The organism is Rhizobium sp. NZLR1b, from assembly GCF_019685155.1.
In the GTDB taxonomy this organism is placed as follows: Bacteria; Pseudomonadota; Alphaproteobacteria; order Rhizobiales; family Rhizobiaceae; genus Rhizobium.
The window spans coordinates 62823-83971 of record NZ_JABDWC010000001.1; the positions used below are offsets into that span (position 1 = coordinate 62823).

The following is a 21149-nucleotide window of genomic DNA, read 5'->3' on the forward strand; positions in this document are numbered from 1 at the left end:
GGTTCCCTTTTTTGGTTTTTAGAATTTCACGGCTGCGAGTGCAGCCTCGGCGTCGGCAGAAAGCTTGGCCTCGTCGAGACCGGGGAATTCCCCCTTCTGCCAGACGATGCGGCCATTGATCATCGTCATGTCGGTCGCCATGCCGATGCCGACGCGGGCAATCAGGCTCAACGGATCGTGCCGCGTACCGACATAATCCATGCGGCGCGTGTCAATCGCAAACAGGTCGGCTGCCATGCCGGGCGCCAGCCGGCCGATGTCGCGCCTGCCGAGCAGGCTCGCACCGCCTGTCGTGCCGTAGCCGAGGAAATCGACGGGCGGCGGCACGGGATGGGCGCGGCTGGAGGAGACCAGGCACTGCAGCATATAGGCGGAGTGCAGGCAGTGCATCAGGTTGGAATTGTCGTTGGAGGCGGCCCCGTCGCAACCAAGGCCGATGCGCAGGCCGAAGGCGGCCATGGCGGGAATGTCGGTGACTTCAGCGCCGACCAGATAGACCGGCTCCGGGCAGTGCGCCACGCCGGTGCGGCTCGCCGCCATCTTCCTGAGTTCGTCGTGGCTCAACTCCCAGCAATGGGCATAGAAGGTGTCCGGCCCGGCAAAGCCGACTTCTTCCAGATAATCGACCGTGCGCATGCCATGGCGCGCATGAATGACCGGGCTTTCGCCCTCGCCGACATGGGTGTGCATCATGACGCCGCGATCACGCGCCAGCGCCACCGATTCCGCAAAGGTCTCGCGATAGCAATTCACCGGCTGGCAGGGCGCCACCACGACCTGGCGCATGCTGAAGGGGTTGGCATCGTGGTAAGTGTCGATCAGCCGGGCGCAGTCGGCGATGAATTCATCGGTCGTTTCCAGCATCTCGTCGGGAATGGTCGAGCCCTCCGACTTCGGCAGGGTATTGCCGCCGCGGCCGGCGTGGAAGCGCATGCCGAACAGTTCGGCTGCTTCGAACTGGCGGTCGATCAGCCGCTTCCCGGCGTGCCGCGGGAAATTGTATTGATGGTCAAAAGCCGTGGTACAGCCATGTTTGATCATCTCGGCCATCGCCGTGACGGAGGAGTGGTAAAAACACTCCTCGTTGAGCTGCGAAAAGATCGGGTAGATCCAGTCCAGCCACTCGATGACCGAAAGCTTCGTCCAGTCGAGATCGGCGCGATTGCGCACGAAGCATTGGAAAAAATGATGATGGGTGTTGACGAGGCCGGGATAGACGAACCAGCCGGCAGCATCCTGAACAGTCGTGCCGGCGAAAAGCGCGTCCGCCGCCAGATTTTCGCCGATCGCCACAATCGCCGAACCGTCGGTCAGGAGATCGACATGGCGACGGACGACCGGCCCCTTGCCCTCGTCGACGATCACGGCCGCGCAGTTCTTCAGGAGATAGCCGGTCATGTCACGCCTCGCCCGGTTCTTCGATATGAGGTTCGGGCTTCAATTCGTGCAGCCGGTGAATACCCGGCATTTCGATAAACTTGTCGAGGGCTCGCAGCGCCCGCGACCAGAGCCGGATGGCGGGATAAGCATCCAGCGTCACGCCCCCATCGGGCGCCAGCGCCACATAGGGAAAGCAGGCGATGTCGGCAATTGTCGGCCGGTCGGCGGCAAGAAAGCGCACGCCGCGAAGACCCTGCTCGACGAGCCCGGCCTCGAGCTCGCGAAGTGCGGCGATACCCTGGGCCTGCAGCGCGCCGATATCGCCCGGCCGCAGCAGCATCTCATGAAGTCGCGCGCCGCCGAGGCTTGCCGTCAGCCGGCCGGAGAACGACAGCCATTGCTGCACCTGGGCCGCTTCCCACGCCGCGCCATTACCAAGCCATTCGGGTGCTGCCTTGGCGGCGAGATAGACGAGAATCGCCGACGACTCGGTCAGGATCAGATCACCATCCTCCAGGATCGGAATGGAGCCTGCCGGATTGAGGGTGAGAAGCTCGGGGCCGCGATGCTCGGCGCCGGGATGGAAATCCACCGGACGAAGTTCCAGCTTCACGCCGGTCAGCGCCGCCATCAGGCGCACCTTGTAGCAGCTGGGGGAAAGAATGTAGTCGTAGAGCCTCATTGCGCCACCAGCTGTGCGCCGTAAGTATAATTGTGACGCTTGAGCCAACGCCGGTAAGCGATCGATGTCAGATCGGCCCGCGTCGGGATTTCCATACCGGGATCAAGCGGCAGGAGCCGCGGGATCTGGTTTTCGAGGATCGAACGGTCTTGCAGGAAGATCGTCTGCTGGAAGTGGATGAGGTCGGTCATCGCAGTTTCGTCGTCGAAGAGCGCCATCCACGGCCAGACGTCGCACAGGTCCTCGGCCAGCGGCTGCACGAAGAGCGTGATGACATCCCATTCGCTCGGGCGCGGCGGGCAGGTCTTGTAGAGCACGGAACAGGTCGGTGCCGGCACGCGGTACATATACTCCGTGGTGATCCCGCCGCTTGCCGACTTGGAGGCCTGCGGCTGGTAAAACTTCACCTGCGTTGCCCAGACTTCGTCTTCCTCCTCGCGGATCTCGACCTTGTAGTTCTGAACCTCCGTGTGCGGCTCTGCACCGAGAATGTCGGTGTGGACGAAGGGGAAATGGGCAATGTCGAGGAAGTTCTCGACGGCGCGCAGGGGCGAGCAGCGTACCCGCACCACGCCGACGTCGACGAAACGGCGGCCGGGCTGGTCGGCCTCGGGGATCGGGAAAATATCCTTCTTCGGCTCGCCGAGGGAAGACCAAACATGGCCGTAACGTACGCGCACCGGCAGAACACGGCCGTCGCCGGCCGTTACCCGCGCATTGCCATCGGCGTCGCTCGCCACTTCGATCGGCTCGCCCATCAACGCCGTCCTGCGACCGGGGCTCTCAAGCTGACTGAAAAGCCCGACCGGATACCATTCGTCGATCATCGCCTGCATCCTCACCGCGCGATCTCCTTTTTCTGAAGACCTTCAGCCCGGCGGCGCAGGCCTTCGGCGGCCCGCGAAGCGCCGATGGCGACGGCGGGGCCGACGTCACCCTTCAGCAGCACATGGATCAGCGTCTGCCCATCTTCCTGAGCGGATAATAGCAGACAGAAGCTGCCCGTGGATGCGTCGATCTCGATAAGACCGTCAGGGTTCGCCTTCACGCCGGCTGCCGCCTCGATCGCGGCAGTGCCGGCAAACGCCGTCAGCGAGCGCAGGGGCATGAGGCTGTCAAGCCTCGGCGGCTTCGAAGTGGGCGTGCCGACCGCCACCCAGATCACGCTGCCCGCTTCCTCGACGTCATGGGTGGCGACACGGATGGTTTCCGGCGGCGCCAGCCCCGGATGGGCGGGAATGCGCAGACAGTTTCCGGCCTGACCATAGCTCCAGCCGTGATAGATGCAGGAAAGTGCCTCGCCGCGCACGAAGCCATGGGACAAACGCATGCCGCGGTGCGGACAGCGATCCGCCGATGCCGATATACGCCCCAAAGCGCTGCGCCAGAGGGCTATCGATCCAGATGCCGTCCGGGCCGGCATGACGGTTGCGGCCGGCAGATCCCGGGAAAGGGCGACTGGCGTCCAAAAGCCGGTCGTATCGGATGGCATGACTAGACTTCCTGAACCATACTATGTTTTGTAGAGCACGCTCCACCTTGGCCTCAAGGCAGTTGCGCTCAAGGCCTCACGTTTGCATAGTTATTTCGCATTGGCAATATTGATTAAATAATATGCACATCGCAAAAAACCGCATTTGGTGTCAGGCCGTTTCTCCGATGATCGCCGTGCGTTCTATGCTCTCGACCCATACGTCGATTGGCCCCAGCGAGCACCCCACCTCCATCATGTCGATCAAATCCTCCGGTCCTGAAAGCTCGAGTTCGATCCGCATCGAACTTGTATGAGATATGCTGTGCGAGAGCCCGAGCTTGGCGGCATGGCGCCGGATCCAGGGGACAAAGGACGCAGCCTCGAGATCACCGACAATCGTCATCCGCTCCTGAAGGTGGCTTGTATCTTGTCCCATGCTCGCCCTTGCTTTTCCTGCACCATAGCGCCTGGATGAACTTGCGAAAGGGTCATCATCGAATCGAGGATACGCCGTCGGAGTTTGCTCTGCAAAAGGCCGGTGACCCTCCACGATGCTCAGCTTGCACCGTGGTGAGCCGACAGGTCGATGACGCCGCCTCGACGGCAAGCCCATAGCCATGACGGCCGTTTCTCGAAAAGAACAGAAATCGTGGATGGGCTATGCTTGTCTTGGGCCTTGTTTTGGCCTCAGGCGATGCCGCCGAGGCAGACATATTTGATTTCGGTGAATTCCTCGATGCCGTATTTCGAGCCTTCGCGGCCGAGGCCGGAGAGCTTGACGCCGCCGAAGGGGGCTTCGGCCGTCGAGATCAGCCCGGTATTGACGCCGACCATGCCGTATTCCAGCGCTTCGGCGACCCGGAAGACCCGGGCGAGATCCTTGGCGTAGAAATAGGAGGCGAGACCGAACTCGGTGTCGTTGGCCTGGGCGATCACATCGCCTTCGTCCTTGAAGCGGAAGAGTGGAGCCACCGGTCCGAACGTCTCTTCCTTCGCCACAGCCATGCCAGCGGCGACGTCGGCCAGCACCGTCGCCTCATAGAAGCGCCCGCCGAGCCGATGGCGATGCCCGCCGGCAATGACCCGGCCGCCCTTGGAAAGCGCATCGGCGACATGCTCTTCGACCTTGGCAAGTGCTGCCTCGTCGATCAGCGGGCCGAGATTGATGCCCTCGTCGAAGCCGTTGCCGGTCTTCAGCGCTCCGACGGCCTTCGACAACTTCTCGGCAAAGGCGTCATAGACACCCTCCTGCACATAGAGGCGGTTGGCGCAGACGCAGGTCTGGCCGTTGTTGCGGAACTTGGCGATCAAAGCACCTTCCACGGCCGCATCGAGATCGGCATCGTCGAAGACGATGAAGGGGGCGTTGCCGCCGAGTTCCAGCCCAAGCTTCTTGATGGTCGCGGCGCTCTGCCTGTAAAGCTCGGTGCCGACTTCGGTCGAGCCGGTGAAGGTCAGCTTGCGTACGACGGGGCTTGCGGTCATCTCGCCACCGATGGCGCGCGCCGAGCCGGTCAAGACGCTGAACAGGCCTTTGGGGAAGCCGGCGCGCTCGGCAAGGATGGCAATGGCAATTGCCGAAAAGGGCGTCTGCGAGGCCGGCTTCAACACCATGGCGCAGCCGGCGGCAAAGGCCGGCCCCGCCTTGCGGGTGATCATCGCATTCGGGAAATTCCACGGGGTGATGGCGGCAACGACACCGATCGGCTGCTTCATCACCAGAATGCGCTTGTCCTTCTGATGGCCGGGAACGATGTCGCCGTAGACACGCCGCGCCTCCTCGGCAAACCATTCGATGAAACTCGCGCCATAGGCGATCTCGCCCTTGGCTTCAGCAAGCGGCTTGCCCTGTTCTGATGTCAGGATGCGGCCGAGATCGTCCTGATTGTCCATCATCAGCTGGAACCAGCGCCGCAGGATCACCGACCGTTCTTTGGCGGTGCGGGCTGCCCATTCCTTCTGCGCAATCTCGGCTGCGGCAATCGCCGCCTTGGTTTCCGCAGCCCCCAGATTGGGAACGCGGCCGATGATCTCGCCGGTCGCGGGATTATCCACGGCGATCGCATTGTCCCCGGCCTCGATCCAATCGCCGCCGACCAATGCGGCCTGCCGAAACAAAGTTGCGTCCTTCAATTCCATGACTGTCTCCTCAGATAGACCATTTCTGTTTCTTCGAGTCGCGGGGATGCTCTATCTCTTTTCGTGTTTGTGCAATCCACCACACAATTTTGCGGGAATGCGCTCGACACCTCAGGCACGCGATCGCCGACAACTGCCCATCCGGCTGCCGCCACCGACCGGGGTCGAGCCACGGGTCTCGACCCGTCCTTCGAACCCCCGTAAACGGGCGAATGCCGCAGCCTCTCCGTCACCAGGGTCTTGTAGGGCACGTCCCTTCTGCCCGTCAGTACGGGGGAGAAGGTAATCCATCAGCGTAAAATTAGATTTCGCCAGTCCATTACACTAGCTTAGCGCATGGCCGGCCAAACCATAAACCGCCGGTTCGCCGCTCTGCCTATTTAAGAAATTACGCCCCTTGGACATGGTCGTAACGGTATCGGAGACGGCGAGCCGGCTCTGTTGAAGGAACTCGGCGAACAGGCCTTTCTCTCGGGTATCAACACGTGCGAACCCGCCTGCCAAATCCTTGAGATGCACGGCGGCAAGATTGATCGCGTCCTGATCATTGCTTGCCACGATCGGACCAATCACATGGCCACGCCCGAACTCGCGGCACATGGAATAGCCGACGATTTCGTCGCCTCGCCGGAGTGTGCAAATGGACGCCCCCTCAGCAAGCAAAGCGATCAACTTGCCGCGATCGGTGCCGAAGGCTCGCGTATCGAGAGCGTTGATCTCCTCGATTTTGTCGCTGGACAGTTCGCTCAACTGCCCATTCAGCTCCGGCAGGGGAGGAAGCTTCGGCCCAACATCTCCCTGGTATTGATAGACAATCGCTTCCTTGGTGAAATCGAGCGAAACATAAAGTCTGTAAGCTGCATGGGTCGAATTCAAGCTCAGATTGCGGTCGCCGCACTGCTCGAACACTTGGTCCATGAGCCATCGCCCGGTCCCTTGCGCCTGCGTGCGAGGCGAGGTGATCACCAGCCCGATCGTGGCGAAATCATCGCCATGCGGAAACCACATCGCACTTCCGAAGACGCGTCCTATGCCATCGACCGCAACGATGCCAAGCCCAGCGCGCCGCAGGAGATCCCAGTCTTTGGGCCGGTGCGGCCAGCCGACGCCGATCGACAGCGCGTGAAGCAGGCTGACATCGACACTGTTTATATCCTGCGCGATCAATTCGAATGATTTCAGGCGCACTGATTTTTGCATTTTCGGATATCCGCTCCGTTCGCCGGATCACCAAGCTCCACTGGAGGTAGACAGTGTCTTTGATCATGCGCCGATTGCAACCAAGTCACAATATTGCACACCAAGGCCGGCAGGATTGGCTTGTTCATCGCAACAATTCGAAATCTTCAGCTGAACCGAAGCCCTACTCAGCAGGTAAAACGCATCCCTGCGCTTAGGCTTAGTAACATCTAGACCACTCTGAAGGCAACTTGGTCACTCGCATGGACGTCAAAGAAATTCTCGCAAGGTTGATCGCATTTCCCTCCGTTGTCGGCACGCCGAATGGCGCGATTGCCGACTGGATACGTAACTATTGCCGGAAGGCGGGAGCCGATGTGACGGTCCATCTCGGCCCGGAAGGTGACCGGTACAACCTTTTCGCGACTGTCGGACCGCGCGAAGGCCAGGGTTACATTCTGTCCGGGCACATGGATGTCGTGCCGGCCGGCGAACGGGAATGGAGTTCGGATCCTTTCGTTCTGCGCGCTGAGGGAGACAGACTTTTCGGACGTGGCACCAGCGACATGAAAGGCTTTCTCGCCTGCGCCTTGGCCGCATTGCCGAAGCTTGCCGCCATGAACCTGCGGCGGCCAATTCACCTTGCCTTCTCCTATGACGAGGAGGCAGGCAGCCGCGGCGTACCGCATCTCATCGCTGAGCTGCCAAACCTGTGCAATGCCCCGCTGGGCGCAATCATCGGTGAGCCGAGCCGGATGCAGGCCGTCCGGGCGCACAAAGGCAAAGCAGCTGTCCGCCTCGAGGTGATCGGGCGCTCGGGGCATTCTTCCCGTCCGGATCTCGGACTAAACGCCATTCATGCCATGGCCAATCTGATCACCGAGGTTGCGGAATACGGCAAGTCCCTGACGAACGGGCCCTTCCACGATGATTTCGCGCCTCCCTACTCGTCATTGCAGGTTGGTGTCATTACCGGCGGCCAGGCGGTCAATATCATCCCGGATCGCTGCACCGCCGATATCGAGGCCCGCGCTGTGCCCGGTATCTCCCCGTCATCTCTGCTGGAGCCGGTAAGGGCGAGGCTCGCTGCTCTCAAAGTCCAGGGTTTCGAGGTGGGCTGGCACGAGCTGAGCGCTTACCCCGGACTGGCGCTCCCCGCAGGCAGCGACCTCGCAGCGCTGCTGATGAAATTGACGGGGCAGGAGCCGCTTGCCGCCGTAAGCTATGGCACGGAGGCCGGGCTCTACCAGCAGGCTGGCATCGATTCCATCATCTGCGGTCCTGGGGATATTGGTCGCGCACACCGCCCTGACGAATACATCGAGCTTGGCGAACTCGCAGCATGCCAGACGATGATCGAAGAACTCGGCGCCCATCTTGCCGAAGGCTGAAAGAAGGCGATTCTCATGGCGTTTCTCTTCAACTCCGATGCCACACGCGGTGCGATCTTCCAGGAGATTTTTGCGCGCGAACTGCCGGATCTGGAGTTCGTCGGGCGGGGCCAGCCGGTGGATCCGCAAAGGGTGCGGTATCTTCTGACATGGACGATCCCCAGCGATATCTCGCGTTACCGCAATTTGGAAGTTTTGTTTTGCATCGGCGCCGGCGTCGATCAGCTCAAACAAGACAGCCTACCGGACCACGTAGCGGTCGTCCGCATGGTCGAGGACGGCATTATCCGGATGATGCAGGAATACGTCACTCTGGGCGTCCTGACGCTCCACCGCGATATTCTTGCTTACCGGGAGCTGCAGCGACAGTCTGTTTGGCAGACGCTCGCCGCGCCGCAGGCCGCACAGCGCCGAATAGGTTTCCTGGGCCTCGGCATCCTGGCGCAGGCGGCGATCGAACGCTTGAAGCCCTTCCAATTTCCACTCGCAGCATGGAGCCGAAGCAAGAAGCAAATCGACGGCGTCACCTGCCATCATGGCACGGATGGACTGGCCGACTTTTTGGCGAAGACCGACGTCCTGGTCTGTCTGCTGCCGCTGACCGACGAGACGCGCGGCATCCTCAATGCCGAGCTCTTCGCACAGCTGCCGGGCGGCGCACGGCTGTTGCATGTGGGCCGCGGGCCGCACCTTGACCACGCGGCTTTGATCGAGGCTCTCGATAGCGGCCGTCTTGCCGCGGCGATTCTCGATGTCACCGATCCCGAGCCGCTGCCGGCAGAACATCCACTCTGGCAACATCCGAAAGTAGCGATTACGCCGCACATCGCCTCCGTCACGCAACCGGAAACGGCAGCGCAATCGGTCACTGAAAATATTCGGCGCCACCGCGCCGGCGAAAAGCTGATCGGCCTGGTCGATCGGACACGCGGTTATTAAACGAGGAAAATGACATGTCGCTTCTTCTGACTATCGATATCGATCCAAATTTCACCCCCAAACAGGCCTTGCCGGACGCAGAACGGCTGATTTCAGGCAATCCCGCCTACAAGACCTGGGCGCAAGATGCCTCAAAAGGCGAGAAGGTGCTGACCGGCATTTGGGAAGCGACGCCCGGCGAGCACCATTCCATCAAGGGCACGGTCTACGAGTTCTGTCACATCATTTCCGGTGTCGTTGAAATCGACGAAAAAGACGGCGAGACGAAGACTTACCGTGCCGGCGATAGCTTCGTGATGAAGCCCGGTTTTGTCGGCGTCTGGCGTACCATCGAGACCGTGCGCAAGATCTACGTCTGCGTTTACGACTGAGCGACTGCCAACGGCGCTCGCCCGAAAGATGGGCGCGCCTGCCGCATAGAAGCACCGAAGGCCGGCAGAAGGGTAAGCCTCAACATTCGGCGTTCTATCCGCAGACGAGGCCGCTGATCCGGTTAAATCTCCAGGCCTTCGACGATGGCGAAGATCTTCTTGAGGTTGCCGTGGATCGATAGGCGGTTGATCGTCCCGCGACCGACGAAGATCGCGTCTCCCGCCTCGACTGACGTTTTCGTACCGTCTCCATCGGTCACATCAGCCTGCCCCTCCAGGATGTACATCAATTCATGGACGGGATGAGGGCGCGACAGCCGGACGTGCGGAGTCGTCGCCCAGACACCTGTTCGAAAGCCGACCGCCTCGTCGGAAAATGCCCTGAAGTGACTGCACTGAGGTGTGTCCCCCTCCACGAACTGCGCCGGAGGCGGCGGGGAGGGGGCAAGTGCAACCTGCCTATCGATCGCAACGACGCCTTGCGTGCTCAATGTTGCCGCGGTCGTCGCACAGAAGATCCAGCGGGTGCCTTTTTCCGCTTCCGCCGTGATGTCGCTGCCCCGGCCGATGACCACGCTGTCGCCGGATGTGAGATCAAATGTTGAGCCGCCCGAATGCAGGACAAGTCGCCCTGCCAAGACAACCAGGGATTCCGTATGGGGAAAGCTGGCGATCGAGGTCTTTCCGTTCAAATGCACGGATCCGGCGGAAACCCCGCCCGAAGCGCTCCAGACGATATCGCGGCCGGCTCCGAATATGTCGTCTGGCCCTAAGGTGCGTCGCTGGCCTTCCGGAGCAGATCCGCTTTTCGCCTCGAAGAGGAGGATGGTCTTACCGGTCATCGTCTGACTCCCAATTTGGTGCGACATTCATAGGTCTGGTGCTGGTGCCGACGGGCCGCAAGCCGATTTATCAGGCCAGGCCAGGCTCGTTCCCAGTCCTTTGGAGTCGGCCCGATGCAGCAGCACTTCGGCAACAGCAGAGCATCATCGGACATGGTCTACTCCTGGAAGCACCTCGGGACCGAATTCTGCGTAGATCCTAATCTGTGGCTTCAAGGGGTGGGCTGCGGAGTTGGCGCATAAACAGAATATCCTGTGGTTTGCTGCCCCCAACACAGGCAATTGTTGCGAAACAAGGCCGCCTGCGCCGCACCTCTCCAGCGCAAGCAGGCATATACTTCAGGCATTCGGATCAGACGAGCATAAGGGCATGCGCCAATGAAATTTGCTTCCTACTGGCATGACACCTCAATCCCATTCGCAGGAGGCATCGTCGACCCCGTCTCGGGAGATTTCGAGGTTGCAGTGATCGGCGCCGGCTTCACGGGGCTCAACGCCGCGCGCACACTGGCGCAATCCGGTGTGAAGGTCGCTCTGTTGGAAGCCGAGCACGTCGGGTATGGTGCCTCCGGCCGCAATGGAGGGCACCTTAACAGCGGTCATTTCGCAAGCTTCAGTGCCGCCAGGCAGCATCTCGGAGAAGACCGGGCGCGGCGCTTGTGGCGAGCCTATGATGACTCGATCGACATGATCGAACGGATCATCGAGGAAGAAAAGATCGCCTGCGATTTCCGCAGGGGCGGCAAGCTCAAGCTTGCCTCGAAGCCCTCTCATGTCGGCAAGCTGCAGGCGATGTCAGACGAAATCCGTCGCGAGGTCGACCCGTCAGCCGAATGGCTCACGCGTGAGGACCTCCGCAAGGAGGTGCTATCGGATGCCTTCCATGGTGGGATTCTCTATCCGAAATCCGCCATGATGCACATGGGACGCTACGCCAACGGCGTGGCGCAGGCGGCCCGTCGCCATGGTGCTGCGATCTGGGAGCGAAACCCGGTCACCGGCCGCGAACGCGTGCCGAATGGATGGCGGCTAACCACACCGACCGGCTCGCTTACTGCGCGCCAGGTCATCCTGGCGACCGATGCCTATACGCCAAGCGTCTTTAACTATTTCCGCCGGAGGCTCATGCCGATCGCTTCCTTCATCATTGCGACGCGCCCGCTCACGCCGCAGGAGGTCGCCGCGACGGTTCCGGGCAACCGCAACTTCACCAACTCGCTCAACATCGCCAACTATTTCCGCCTGACGCCCGACAACCGCATGCTGTTCGGGGGGAGGGCAAGATTTTCGACTGTGTCGAACCAGAAAACCGACGTCAGCTCTGGCCAGCTTCTGCGCCAGCAGATGCTCGGCATGTTTCCGCAGCTTGCCGACGTCGAGATCGACTATTGCTGGGGCGGCCTCGTCGGTTGCACGCAAGACCGTTATCCCCGCGCGGGCAGCGCCGAGGGTGTGATTTACAGCATGGGCTATTCCGGCCACGGAGCCCAGTTGTCGACCTTCATGGGTAACGCCCTGGCGAATATGGCGATGGGGCGCAAAGACGCCAATCCACTCGACGGCTTCGCCTGGCCCGCCGTTCCGATGCATACCGGGAATCCGTGGTTCCTGCCGATCGTCGGCACCTATTACCGCATGAAGGACCTGCTGCCCTGACCGATCCTGGCGCCGCCCCGGTCGCGGCTAGACGGCCTCACCTGGGGACGGCCGACGACGTCATGGACGGCCACCCCTGGTCCCTGCCGATCCTCCGCGCAATTGCCGCATGAAGGACCTTGTAAGATGATCACGCCTCTCGAACACCTGTCCCGCAACGGTCGTCTGGACAAGTTCTTCATCGACGGTCGATGGCTCGAACCCAAGGGCACCGCCAAGGGCGTCGTGGTCAACCCTGCCACGGAAGAGGTGGTGACCCACTTTGCGCTCGGAAACGCCGAGGATGTCGATGCGGCTGTTTCCGCCGCCCGACGGGCCTTCGCCACCTGGAGCCGCACCAAACCGGAATACCGCGCGGGCCTGCTTGAGCGCCTGCAGGCGCTGCTCGAAGCCCGTAGCGAACTGTTTGCGCAGTGCCTGAGCCTCGAAATGGGCGCGGCGATCGGATATTCGCGCACCGCGCAGGTGCCGCTGGCGGTCGCCCATGTCAAGGTCGCTCGCGAGGTCCTGGAAGCCTTCCCCTTCGTCAAGCAGCGCGGCCACACCGCCATCACCCACGAACCGATCGGTGTCTGCGCACTGATCACGCCATGGAACTGGCCGCTCTACCAGATCACTGCCAAAGTTTCGCCGGCACTCGCCGCAGGCTGTACTGTCGCGCTGAAGCCCAGCGAGCTTTCTCCCCTCAACGCGCTGCTGTTTGCTGAGGCGATCGAGGACGCCGGCTTCCCCTCCGGCGTCTTCAACCTCATCAATGGTGACGGCCCGTCCGTCGGTTCGGTCCTCGCGTCGCATCCCGATGTCGACATGATTTCCATTACCGGCTCAACCCGCGCCGGTATCGCGGTGGCTCAGGCTGCCGCGCCGACTGTCAAGCGCGTCGCGCAGGAGCTTGGCGGCAAGTCACCGAACGTGGTCCTGCCGGACGCCGATCTCGATCGAGCCGTTTCCTTAGGCATAGCGGCTGCTTTCCGCAATCTCGGCCAATCATGCAGCGCGCCGACGCGGATGATCGTACCGTGCACGCGGCTCTCCGAGATCGAGTCGCTTGCCAAGAGGGCCGCAGATGAGATCGTCGTCGGTGATCCCCGTTCAAACGCCACCACGCACGGTGCGATCGCCAACCGCGCCCAGTTCGATCGGATCCAGACCATGATCGGCGTCGGAATTGCGGAAGGCGCTACGCTCGTTGCCGGCGGAGAGGGTCGCCCAGCCGGACTGAATGCCGGGTTCTACGTTAAACCGACGGTTTTCTCGGACGTGCGCACAGACATGCGCATCGCCCAGGAGGAAATCTTCGGCCCGGTCCTCTGCCTTATTCCCTACGACACGGTGGACGAAGCCATCGCCATCGCCAACCATACCGTCTACGGCCTGGCTGCGCATGTGCAGGGCAAGAATATAGACATTGTCAAGGACGTCGCCTCACAGATCCGCTGCGGACAAGTGCATCTCAACTATCCGGCCTGGGATCCACACGCGCCTTTTGGCGGCTTCAAACAATCTGGAAATGGACGCGAATTCGGCATTGAGGGCATGCTCGAATACCTCGAAGTCAAATCCATCCTCGGATACTTCTAGGGCATCCGTCAACGCTGGCCGATGGCTCCTTCTGCACGTCCTCCCGACCTTTGAAGGCCATCAGCCGAAGCGTCAAGGCAACAACCGAATCTGACTGTCGCCTCGCGCAAAACGTTATTTTCCACCGCTCTGGCACCCGCAGTCGATGCATGCTGCTTGCCCTGTTTCGCTAAGCTCAGCCCGGGAACACGTCGAGGGCTGCGATGGCGGCACGGGACGAAATTCATTCATCACGGTGGCTCTTGCAGCCGACGACCAATGGTCCGAGAGGAAACGATATGCTTGAGTTGAAAGACAAAGACCTTTTTCAGCAGGCCGGCCTGATCGACGGGATCTGGTCGAGGGCAGCGTCGGGCAAAACGGTGAGCGTCGCCAATCCGGCCACCCAGGCAAGCCTTGGCACTGTCCCGGATATGGGAACCGCCGAGACCCGCGCGGCGATCGGCGCAGCCCAGGCCGCTTTCACCCTATGGAAGAAGAGGACGCATGCCGAGCGTGCGGTTCTGCTCGAGCGTTGGTATGCGCTGATGATCGAAAATCTCCAGGATCTTGCGCTGCTCATCACGCTCGAGCAGGGCAAGCCTCTCGATGAATCTCGCGCCGAGGTCCGTTACGGTGCCTCCTTCGTCAAATGGTTTGCCGAAGAAGCCCGCCGCATCGGCGGCCACACCATTCCCTCGCCAACACCGGATCGCCGCATCATCGTCCTCAAGGAAGCGGTCGGCGTCTGCGCGATCGTCACCCCGTGGAATTTTCCGATCGCGATGATCACCCGAAAGGTGGCGCCCGCCTTGGCGGCCGGCTGCACGGTTGTCATCAAGCCTTCGGAATTCACCCCCTATTCGGCGCTTGCCATGGGTATCCTTGCCGAGCGCGCCGGCATTCCGGCAGGGGTGATCAATATCGTCACCGGCATGCCGACTGAGATCGGCAACGAGTTCATGGCAAACGCGACGGTGCGGAAAATCTCCTTCACCGGCTCGACCCGGATCGGCTCGCTTCTGATGCGCGGCGCCGCCGACAGCGTCAAGCGGCTCTCCCTCGAACTCGGCGGCAATGCGCCGTTCATCGTCTTCGATGATGCCGATCTCGATCTCGCGGTCGAAGGCGCAATCCTGTCCAAGTTCCGCAACGGCGGCCAGACCTGCGTCTGCGCCAACCGCATCTTGGTACAGGCCGGCGTGTATGATGCCTTTGCCGAGAAACTCGGCGCCAGCGTCAACGCCATGAAGGTCGGCCCCGGTACGGAGCCGGGCAATGTCATCGGCCCGATGATCAACGCTGCGGCGATCGAGAAGATCAACCGCCATGTCGACGACGCTCTGGCCAAAGGCGCCAAGATCGCCGCACGGGGCAGCACGGTGGCGGAAGGCAGGCAATACGCCGCGCCGATGGTGCTGACGGAGGCGACAACCGACATGCTGCTTGCCAGCGAAGAGACCTTCGGCCCGGTTGCACCGCTCTTCCGCTTCGAGACGGAAGACGAAGCGATCACAATCGCCAACGGCACACCCTTCGGCCTTGCCGCCTACTTCTACACCGAAAACCTGAAGCGCTCCTGGCGCGTCGGCGAGGCGCTCGAATTCGGCATGATCGGGCTCAACACCGGCGCGATCTCGACCGAAGTCGCCCCTTTCGGCGGCGTCAAGCAGTCTGGCCTCGGCCGGGAGGGAGCCCAGGTTGGCATCGAGGAATATCTCGAAATGAAGAGCTTCCACATTGGTGGGCTGAGCTGAGCCCGAAACGATCATGAGGTGAGAACCAGCAGCAATGTGGCGCACGCGGGAGCGCCACATTTTTACTTCACGGCGGGCGAACGGATACGGATTAGGCACCGGCCGGGCGGTCGACAATCGACCTTGCCAGTACCGGCAACACGACTTCATGACGTTACCGCAACGAATTGCCTTGGCGGCCTGCGAGCCCGGCCGATACTTAAAAACAAGCGCGGGCGGAAAAGCCGCCCGCGCTTTCCTTCGTTGGCTTTAGAGACCGAAAACACCGGGGAGGCCGGAGATGTCGGCGATCTCGACGTAACCATAGAACGGGTTGGCGGGCTCGTGGCCGCGGTTCACCCACACCTTGTTCTTGATGCCGATATCGTTAGCCGACATATGATCGTAACGGAACGAGGAGGAGCAATGGACGACATCTTCGGGGTCGCAGCAGAGCATGTCGAACAGGTATTCAAAGGCCTGCAGGCGCGGCTTGTAGGCCTGCGCCTGTTCGGCCGTGTAGACCGCATGGAAGGGCGCACCGAGCTTTTCGACGTTCGACATGATCTGCGAATTCATCGCGTTCGACAGGATCACCAGCGGGATCTCCTTGGCAACCTTCGCAAGACCCGCCGGCACATCCGCATGCGGCCCCCAAGTCGGCACCCGCTCATAGACCGTGCGGGCATCTTCGTCGTTGAACTTGACGCCGTTGCGCTTGCAACTGCGCTCGATCGAATTGTGAACGACCTCGGCATAGGGTTTCCAGTCGCCCAGGACCTCGTCGAGGCGATAGGCGGCGAAATTCCGGATGAACTCGGCCATGCGGGGTTCATCGAGCTGGTCGCGGTAAAGGTCGTGTGCCGCTTCCGCCATCTGGAAGTTGGTCAGCGTACCGTAGCAGTCGAAGGTGATGTATTTCGGACGCGACAGGGTCATGGGCATATCCTTTGGAGAGTGGACCGGGGCATTTGAACCCATGATAGACGCGGCCCGCCCCTCGGCTCGCCTGAATGTGGCGGCTAACGAAGCAGATTATTTCGTATCGAAAGGTGGCTTTGGCAGATGGTTGCGGACCCCCGCCGGCTGGCGGGCGCGGAAGGGCGGCGGACGATTGACTACGTCACCCATGCTATATCCCACTGTTTCACCGGCTCGTTGCGGCGAGTGCAGCGAATTTTGCGCGAGATCCGCCCCGTGGAGCCTACATGCCAGCATAAGATGCGGCGGGCGACAAAGGGAAAACGATAAGATACCGCTCAGAGCGTAGCCTTCAGACGATTAGCCAACCCGCACTCCTTCACACTTCCACCCAGGAAATGAAGGAAGTGTCATGCAGACAAGCCAGATCGATTTCGCCGCTTTCGGCACCGAACACCTGGGTGCCGCTCTCAACCTGTCGCGGCAGGCAGGCTGGCCCCATCGCCCTGAGGATTGGCAGATGGCGCTTGCCTTGAGCGAAGGCGTTGTGGCGATCGAGAACGACCGGGTGGTCGGCACCGTGCTCATGACCCCCTACAAGCAAGAGTGCGCCACGATCAACATGGTCATCGTCGATGAAGCCATGCGCGGCCGCGGGCTTGGCCGCAGGCTGATGGATGCCGCAATAGAGCTTGCCGGCAAACGCCCGCTCCGGCTTGTTGCGACCGCCGACGGCCTTCCGCTCTATGAGAAGCTCGGCTTCCGCCAGACCGGCCGCATTCTGCAGCACCAAGGCATCGCAGCAGAACTCGCCGCGCCGATGGCGACGTCAGCCGCCGCCATTGCCGATTCTCCCGTGATCACCGAACTCGATCGACAGGCCTTCGGCGCCGATCGCGCCGATCTGATCGCATATCTCGCCAAGGTCGGGGAATTTGCCGTCATCCGCCGTAGCGGAGGCGTCACCGGTTTTGCGGTCATCCGCACCTTCGGCCGGGGCGAGGTCATCGGCCCCGTCGTTGCCGGGAACCTGGAGGACGCCAAAGCGCTCGTCGCTCATTTCATCGCCCGGCGGCCCGGCGTGTTTCTCAGGGTCGATACCACCGCCGCCGCCGGCCTGTCCGACTGGCTGGTCGAACAGGGCTTCGCCCATGTCGGTGGCGGCATCGCCATGATGAAGCCATCGATTCCAGACGCCGATTCCGTCGCCACCATCTTCGCCCTCGCCAACCAGGCGCTCGGCTGATCCGGAGAGTATGATGTACAGCAATTCCCTTGCCGAACTCGACCGCGCCCATCTCGTGCATCCGGTCGCCTCCTACCGCAATCATGAAAAGCTCGGCGTGCGTGTGCTCGCTTCCGCCAAAGGCGCGACGGTGACCGATGCTTCCGGCAAGCAGCTGGTCGACGGCTTTGCCGGCCTGTGGTGCGTCAATGCCGGTTACGGCCATGAATCGATCGTCGAGGCAGCAACGCGGCAGATGCGCGACCTGCCCTATGCGACAACCTATTTCGGTCTCGGCTCGGAACCGGCGATCCGGCTTGCCGCGGCATTGGCCGAACGGGCTCCAGGCGACCTCAACCATGTCTACTTCACCCTGGGCGGATCCGATGCCGTCGACAGCACGATCCGTTTCATCCGCTATTACTGGATCGCCCGCGGGCAGCCGCAGCGCGACCAGTTCATCTCCCTTGAGCAAGGTTATCACGGTTCTTCGACTGTCGGGGCAGGGCTGACGGCACTTCCACTGTTCCACGCCGGCTTCGGCATTCCCTTCGACTGGCAGCATAAAATTCCCTCCCACTACGCCTATCGCAACCCCGTCGGCCAGGACCCGCAGGCGATCATCAACTCCTCCCTCGCAGCCCTGCGTCGCAAGGTCGAAGAGATCGGTCCCGAACGCGTCGCCGCCTTTTATGCCGAACCCATCCAGGGTTCGGGCGGCGTGCTGGTGCCACCGAAGGGCTGGATGAAGGCGATGCGCGCGCTTTGCAGCGAGCTCGGCATCCTCTTTGTCGCCGACGAAGTGATCACCGCTTTCGGCCGCACCGGCCCACTCTTTGCATGCGAGGAGGACGAGATCGTTCCGGACTTCATCACCACGGCAAAGGGTCTGACCTCCGGCTATGTGCCGATGGGGGCGGTCTTCATGGCCGACCACGTCTACCAAACCATTGCGGATGGCGCTGGTGGCGCGGCCGTCGGTCACGGCTATACCTATTCGGCCCACCCCGTCAGCGCCGCCGTCGGCCTCGAAGTGCTGAACCTTTATGAAACCGGTCTCCTGGCGAACGGCCGGAAGGCCGGCGCAAGGCTGATGCAGGGGCTTGAAGGCCTCAAGGACCATCCGCTCGTCGGCGATGTGCGCGGCCGCGGCATGCTCGCCGCCATCGAACTGGTGATCGACAAGGAGAAGAAGACGCCGTTGCCGGCAGCCGCCGATCCGGCGCGCCGGATCTTCGACCGCGCCTGGGAAAACGGCCTGGTCATCCGTGCCTTTGGCAACGGCGTCCTCGGTTATGCGCCGCCGCTCTGTTGCACCGACGCCGACATCGACGCGATCATCGAGCGCACGCGCAAAACCTTGGACGACACCCTTGCTGACCCCGATGTACGCGCGGCCCTGAAGGGCTGAGCGGGCAGGCAGCCGTTTCCGTGATCCCTGCGATAAAACGAAACATATGGCAAAGGCCGATGCCATGTGAGCATCCGGCCCTTGTCACCCCCGCGGCCGCGCACCCTTGACGGGGTCGACCACCAAACTAGAGCCTTTCCTGGTCAGATTGAATCATTCTGTTGGCTCAAACGGAGTCGGATGCTCGACCGGCCGGCGCGCGTCGTAGCTCAGCTCTACGGCCAAGCCGGCCGGTCGAGCAGGCGGCCCGTTTCAGCCAACCCGAAGGGCCGGGCATCTTTCCGCCAGGATCAGAGGCGATCGGCTCGGACGTACCAAAGGGTATGCCCGTCGCCAATCGCCTCTGCCCTGTCGAAAACCTGCTCCGGCAGAATGCTTCAAGCTGACCAGGAAAGGCTCTAGAGCGGAAATAGGCTCGTCAATGGCATGTGCGCCTTGACGATCGGCGATTTCAGAACGACGAAGCTGAAATACTTGTCGATGCCGATCTCCATGTCGGAGAGCCGCTCCATGATCGTCTGGTACTCGCCGATCCCGGCCGTCACGAATTTCAACAGATAATCGTAGCCGCCGGAGACCAGATGACATTCGATCACCTGGTCGATCTTCTCGACCGTCGTCAAAAACCGGGCGAAATCGATCTGCCGGTGGTTCTTCAGGGTGATCTCGGTGAAAACGGTCAACGTCTGTCCGAGCTTGGCGACATTGATCTGTGCGGAGTAGCCCTCGATATATCCTTCCGACTGCAGCTTCTTCACCCGCATCAGGCAGGGGCTCGGCGACAGGTTGACGAGCTCGGCGAGCTCGACATTGGTGACGCGGCCATTCTTCTGCAATTCATGCAGAATTTTTATATCGATCCGGTCGAGTTTCATCGCTCCACTCCGCCTGTCGAACCTGCTAACGCCGCAGCATATTGTGCCGCCACTTTCCCAACACTAACACATTGGAGGTTCGAGTCGATCGCGTTTCGGGGGCTCGGGGAGGGACGAACGGGATGCGGCTTGGCCTAAGACAGCATTTTATGCTGCCCCTGACCGGAGACGCAACGATGTGTGACACCCCGCGGCCGTGTTCTAGATATTGGAGGAATGGATCGCGTCGCAGACGGCCTCCGTGACCTCTTTGGTCGTGGCGGTGCCGCCGAGGTCGGGGGTGAGGATGCCCGCGCCGGTGACCGCTTCGACGGCGCGCATGAGACGAGCCGCGGCCTCCTGCTCGCCGAGATGGTCGAGCATCTGCGCGGCGGTCCAGAAGCTCGCGATAGGGTTGGCGATGCCCTTGCCGGTGATGTCGAAGGCCGAGCCATGGATCGGTTCGAACATCGAGGGAAAACGCCGCTGCGGATCGATATTCGCAGTGGGGGCGACACCGATGCTGCCGGCCAGCGCACCGGCGAGGTCGGAGAGGATGTCGGCATGCAGGTTGGTCGCGACGATCGTGTCGAGGCTCTGCGGCTTCAGCGTCATCCGCACCGTCATGGCGTCGACCAGCATCTTGTCCCAGCTGACGTCAGGAAACTCTGCAGCCACCTCAGCAGCGATCTCGTCCCACATGACCATGCCGTGGCGTTGGGCATTCGACTTGGTCACGACCGTCAGCAACTTGCGCGGCCGCGCCTGCGCCAGTTTGAAGGCGTAGCGCATGATGCGGGTGACGCCGACGCGCGTGAAGATGGCGACCTCGGTCCCGACTTCCTCGGGCAGGCCGCGATGGGCGCGGCCGCCATGGCCGGAGTATTCGCCTTCGGAATTCTCGCGGACAATCACCCAGTCAAGATCGCCCACACCGCAGTTGCGCAGCGGAGGGGTAATGCCCGGAAGGATCCTGGTCGGCCGGACATTGGCATATTGGTCGAAGCCTTGGCAGATCGGCAGTCTGAGCCCCCAGAGGGTGATGTGGTCGGGAACATCCGGCGCGCCGACGGCACCGAAATAGATCGCGTCGAATTTTTTCAGCCGCTCAAGTCCGTCGGACGGCATCATCACGCCGTGCTTCTTGTAGTAGTTGGAACCCCAGTCGAAATTTTCGATGGCGAACCTCACGTCGCCGAGACGTTTTTCCAGACTTGCAAGCACCGTGCACCCGGCAGCAATGACCTCAGGTCCGATCCCGTCGGCGGGGATGGCTGCGATTGAGTATTCACGCATCGATTTTCTCCCGTAACATCTTCCGCAGGTCTTATCCGCTGAGGCCTGCGCGCTCCTGTTTGCGGCAGCCGGCCTGCACCGTGATATCACCCA

At 61.6% G+C, this 21149-nt stretch carries 19 protein-coding genes; 8 read left to right on the plus strand and 11 right to left on the minus strand.

The genetic code is table 11. The features are described from left to right. Positions 1 to 18 precede the first annotated feature (18 nt). The 7 genes from HJB84_RS00285 to HJB84_RS00315 form a co-directional block, all read right to left on the minus strand. Complete coding sequence (locus HJB84_RS00285) at positions 19 to 1398, minus strand: amidohydrolase (RefSeq protein ID WP_207584946.1); 1380 nt, start codon at positions 1396 to 1398, stop codon at positions 19 to 21. A 1-nt stretch (position 1399) separates the two neighbouring features. Next, positions 1400 to 2062, minus strand: a complete 663-nt coding sequence (locus tag HJB84_RS00290) for a glutathione S-transferase family protein (RefSeq protein ID WP_221114936.1) — start codon at positions 2060 to 2062, stop codon at positions 1400 to 1402. Then, positions 2059 to 2904, minus strand: a complete 846-nt coding sequence (locus HJB84_RS00295; RefSeq protein ID WP_207584944.1) for an aromatic ring-hydroxylating dioxygenase subunit alpha — start codon at positions 2902 to 2904, stop codon at positions 2059 to 2061. The genes HJB84_RS00290 and HJB84_RS00295 overlap by 4 nt, the downstream gene beginning before the upstream one ends. Next, complete coding sequence (locus HJB84_RS00300) at positions 2901 to 3554, minus strand: Rieske 2Fe-2S domain-containing protein (RefSeq protein WP_221114937.1); 654 nt, start codon at positions 3552 to 3554, stop codon at positions 2901 to 2903. Before HJB84_RS00300 ends, HJB84_RS00295 begins: the two co-directional genes overlap by 4 nt. Positions 3555 to 3705: 151 nt before the next feature. Beyond that, positions 3706 to 3972 (minus strand): acylphosphatase, encoded by a 267-nt coding sequence (locus HJB84_RS00305; protein WP_221114938.1) that lies wholly within the window; start codon positions 3970 to 3972, stop codon positions 3706 to 3708. A gap of 251 nt (positions 3973 to 4223) precedes the next feature. Further along, entirely contained in the window at positions 4224 to 5675 is a 1452-nt protein-coding gene (gene gabD / locus HJB84_RS00310; protein WP_207584941.1) for an NADP-dependent succinate-semialdehyde dehydrogenase, read from the minus strand. A gap of 324 nt (positions 5676 to 5999) precedes the next feature. Next, positions 6000 to 6875, minus strand: a complete 876-nt coding sequence (locus HJB84_RS00315; RefSeq protein WP_207584940.1) for a GNAT family N-acetyltransferase — start codon at positions 6873 to 6875, stop codon at positions 6000 to 6002. A 242-nt stretch (positions 6876 to 7117) separates the two neighbouring features. On the opposite strand from HJB84_RS00315, the gene argE reads away from it, so the two are divergent. From argE to HJB84_RS00330, 3 genes are read left to right on the plus strand one after another with little or no spacing between them, the layout of a single operon-like run. Beyond that, positions 7118 to 8245, plus strand: a complete 1128-nt coding sequence (gene argE / locus HJB84_RS00320; RefSeq protein ID WP_221114939.1) for an acetylornithine deacetylase — start codon at positions 7118 to 7120, stop codon at positions 8243 to 8245. Positions 8246 to 8260: 15 nt separating this feature from the next. After that, positions 8261 to 9184 (plus strand): glyoxylate/hydroxypyruvate reductase A, encoded by a 924-nt coding sequence (locus HJB84_RS00325; protein ID WP_221114940.1) that lies wholly within the window; start codon positions 8261 to 8263, stop codon positions 9182 to 9184. Between the two features lie 14 nt (positions 9185 to 9198). After that, positions 9199 to 9555, plus strand: a complete 357-nt coding sequence (locus tag HJB84_RS00330) for a cupin domain-containing protein (protein ID WP_221114941.1) — start codon at positions 9199 to 9201, stop codon at positions 9553 to 9555. 122 nt (positions 9556 to 9677) lie between these two features. Here the strand turns inward: HJB84_RS00330 and HJB84_RS00335 are convergent, their stop codons facing one another. Continuing rightward, positions 9678 to 10247, minus strand: coding sequence for a cupin domain-containing protein (locus tag HJB84_RS00335; protein ID WP_259670983.1), 570 nt, complete (start codon positions 10245 to 10247; stop codon positions 9678 to 9680). Between the two features lie 528 nt (positions 10248 to 10775). Here HJB84_RS00335 and HJB84_RS00340 point away from each other — a divergent pair. The 3 genes from HJB84_RS00340 to HJB84_RS00350 all read left to right on the plus strand — a co-directional run bounded on the left by HJB84_RS00340 (position 10776) and on the right by HJB84_RS00350 (position 15370). Further along, entirely contained in the window at positions 10776 to 12053 is a 1278-nt protein-coding gene (locus HJB84_RS00340) for an FAD-binding oxidoreductase (RefSeq protein ID WP_221114943.1), read from the plus strand. 126 nt (positions 12054 to 12179) lie between these two features. Next, the gene (locus HJB84_RS00345) at positions 12180 to 13634 is read left to right on the plus strand and encodes an aldehyde dehydrogenase family protein (protein WP_221114944.1); all 1455 of its coding nucleotides are present in this window, start codon (positions 12180 to 12182) and stop codon (positions 13632 to 13634) included. Positions 13635 to 13912: 278 nt separating this feature from the next. Beyond that, complete coding sequence (locus tag HJB84_RS00350; protein WP_207584933.1) at positions 13913 to 15370, plus strand: NAD-dependent succinate-semialdehyde dehydrogenase; 1458 nt, start codon at positions 13913 to 13915, stop codon at positions 15368 to 15370. A 249-nt stretch (positions 15371 to 15619) separates the two neighbouring features. Here HJB84_RS00350 and HJB84_RS00355 read toward each other — a convergent pair whose 3' ends face one another. Beyond that, on the minus strand, positions 15620 to 16288 hold the full coding sequence (locus HJB84_RS00355) for a haloacid dehalogenase type II (RefSeq protein ID WP_207584932.1): 669 nt from the start codon (positions 16286 to 16288) through the stop codon (positions 15620 to 15622). Positions 16289 to 16682: 394 nt separating this feature from the next. Here HJB84_RS00355 and HJB84_RS00360 point away from each other — a divergent pair, with 394 nt between their 5' ends. Both HJB84_RS00360 and HJB84_RS00365 read left to right on the plus strand, forming a co-directional pair. Further along, complete coding sequence (locus HJB84_RS00360) at positions 16683 to 17516, plus strand: GNAT family N-acetyltransferase (protein ID WP_221114945.1); 834 nt, start codon at positions 16683 to 16685, stop codon at positions 17514 to 17516. 13 nt (positions 17517 to 17529) lie between these two features. Further along, positions 17530 to 18906, plus strand: a complete 1377-nt coding sequence (locus HJB84_RS00365) for an aspartate aminotransferase family protein (protein WP_221114946.1) — start codon at positions 17530 to 17532, stop codon at positions 18904 to 18906. Positions 18907 to 19304: 398 nt separating this feature from the next. On the opposite strand, the gene HJB84_RS00370 is transcribed toward HJB84_RS00365, so the two are convergent. Further along, positions 19305 to 19781 carry an Lrp/AsnC family transcriptional regulator gene (locus tag HJB84_RS00370; protein ID WP_007634620.1) on the minus strand — a complete coding sequence of 159 codons (477 nt, stop codon included), beginning with the start codon at positions 19779 to 19781 and terminating at the stop codon, positions 19305 to 19307. A gap of 201 nt (positions 19782 to 19982) precedes the next feature. Next, positions 19983 to 21056 carry a tartrate dehydrogenase gene (locus HJB84_RS00375; protein ID WP_207584929.1) on the minus strand — a complete coding sequence of 358 codons (1074 nt, stop codon included), beginning with the start codon at positions 21054 to 21056 and terminating at the stop codon, positions 19983 to 19985. Positions 21057 to 21149: the final 93 nt, after the last annotated feature.

Coding starts and splice junctions, on each gene's coding strand:
- HJB84_RS00285 (WP_207584946.1), bottom strand. CDS start 1,398: ATGACCGGCTATCTCCTGAAGAACTGCGCGGCCGTGATCGTCGACGAG.
- HJB84_RS00290 (WP_221114936.1), bottom strand. CDS start 2,062: ATGAGGCTCTACGACTACATTCTTTCCCCCAGCTGCTACAAGGTGCGC.
- HJB84_RS00300 (WP_221114937.1), bottom strand. CDS start 3,554: ATGCCATCCGATACGACCGGCTTTTGGACGCCAGTCGCCCTTTCCCGG.
- HJB84_RS00305 (WP_221114938.1), bottom strand. CDS start 3,972: ATGGGACAAGATACAAGCCACCTTCAGGAGCGGATGACGATTGTCGGT.
- gabD (WP_207584941.1), bottom strand. CDS start 5,675: ATGGAATTGAAGGACGCAACTTTGTTTCGGCAGGCCGCATTGGTCGGC.
- HJB84_RS00315 (WP_207584940.1), bottom strand. CDS start 6,875: ATGCAAAAATCAGTGCGCCTGAAATCATTCGAATTGATCGCGCAGGAT.
- argE (WP_221114939.1), top strand. CDS start 7,118: ATGGACGTCAAAGAAATTCTCGCAAGGTTGATCGCATTTCCCTCCGTT.
- HJB84_RS00325 (WP_221114940.1), top strand. CDS start 8,261: ATGGCGTTTCTCTTCAACTCCGATGCCACACGCGGTGCGATCTTCCAG.
- HJB84_RS00330 (WP_221114941.1), top strand. CDS start 9,199: ATGTCGCTTCTTCTGACTATCGATATCGATCCAAATTTCACCCCCAAA.
- HJB84_RS00340 (WP_221114943.1), top strand. CDS start 10,776: ATGAAATTTGCTTCCTACTGGCATGACACCTCAATCCCATTCGCAGGA.
- HJB84_RS00345 (WP_221114944.1), top strand. CDS start 12,180: ATGATCACGCCTCTCGAACACCTGTCCCGCAACGGTCGTCTGGACAAG.
- HJB84_RS00350 (WP_207584933.1), top strand. CDS start 13,913: ATGCTTGAGTTGAAAGACAAAGACCTTTTTCAGCAGGCCGGCCTGATC.
- HJB84_RS00355 (WP_207584932.1), bottom strand. CDS start 16,288: ATGACCCTGTCGCGTCCGAAATACATCACCTTCGACTGCTACGGTACG.
- HJB84_RS00360 (WP_221114945.1), top strand. CDS start 16,683: ATGCAGACAAGCCAGATCGATTTCGCCGCTTTCGGCACCGAACACCTG.
- HJB84_RS00365 (WP_221114946.1), top strand. CDS start 17,530: ATGTACAGCAATTCCCTTGCCGAACTCGACCGCGCCCATCTCGTGCAT.
- HJB84_RS00370 (WP_007634620.1), bottom strand. CDS start 19,781: ATGAAACTCGACCGGATCGATATAAAAATTCTGCATGAATTGCAGAAG.
- HJB84_RS00375 (WP_207584929.1), bottom strand. CDS start 21,056: ATGCGTGAATACTCAATCGCAGCCATCCCCGCCGACGGGATCGGACCT.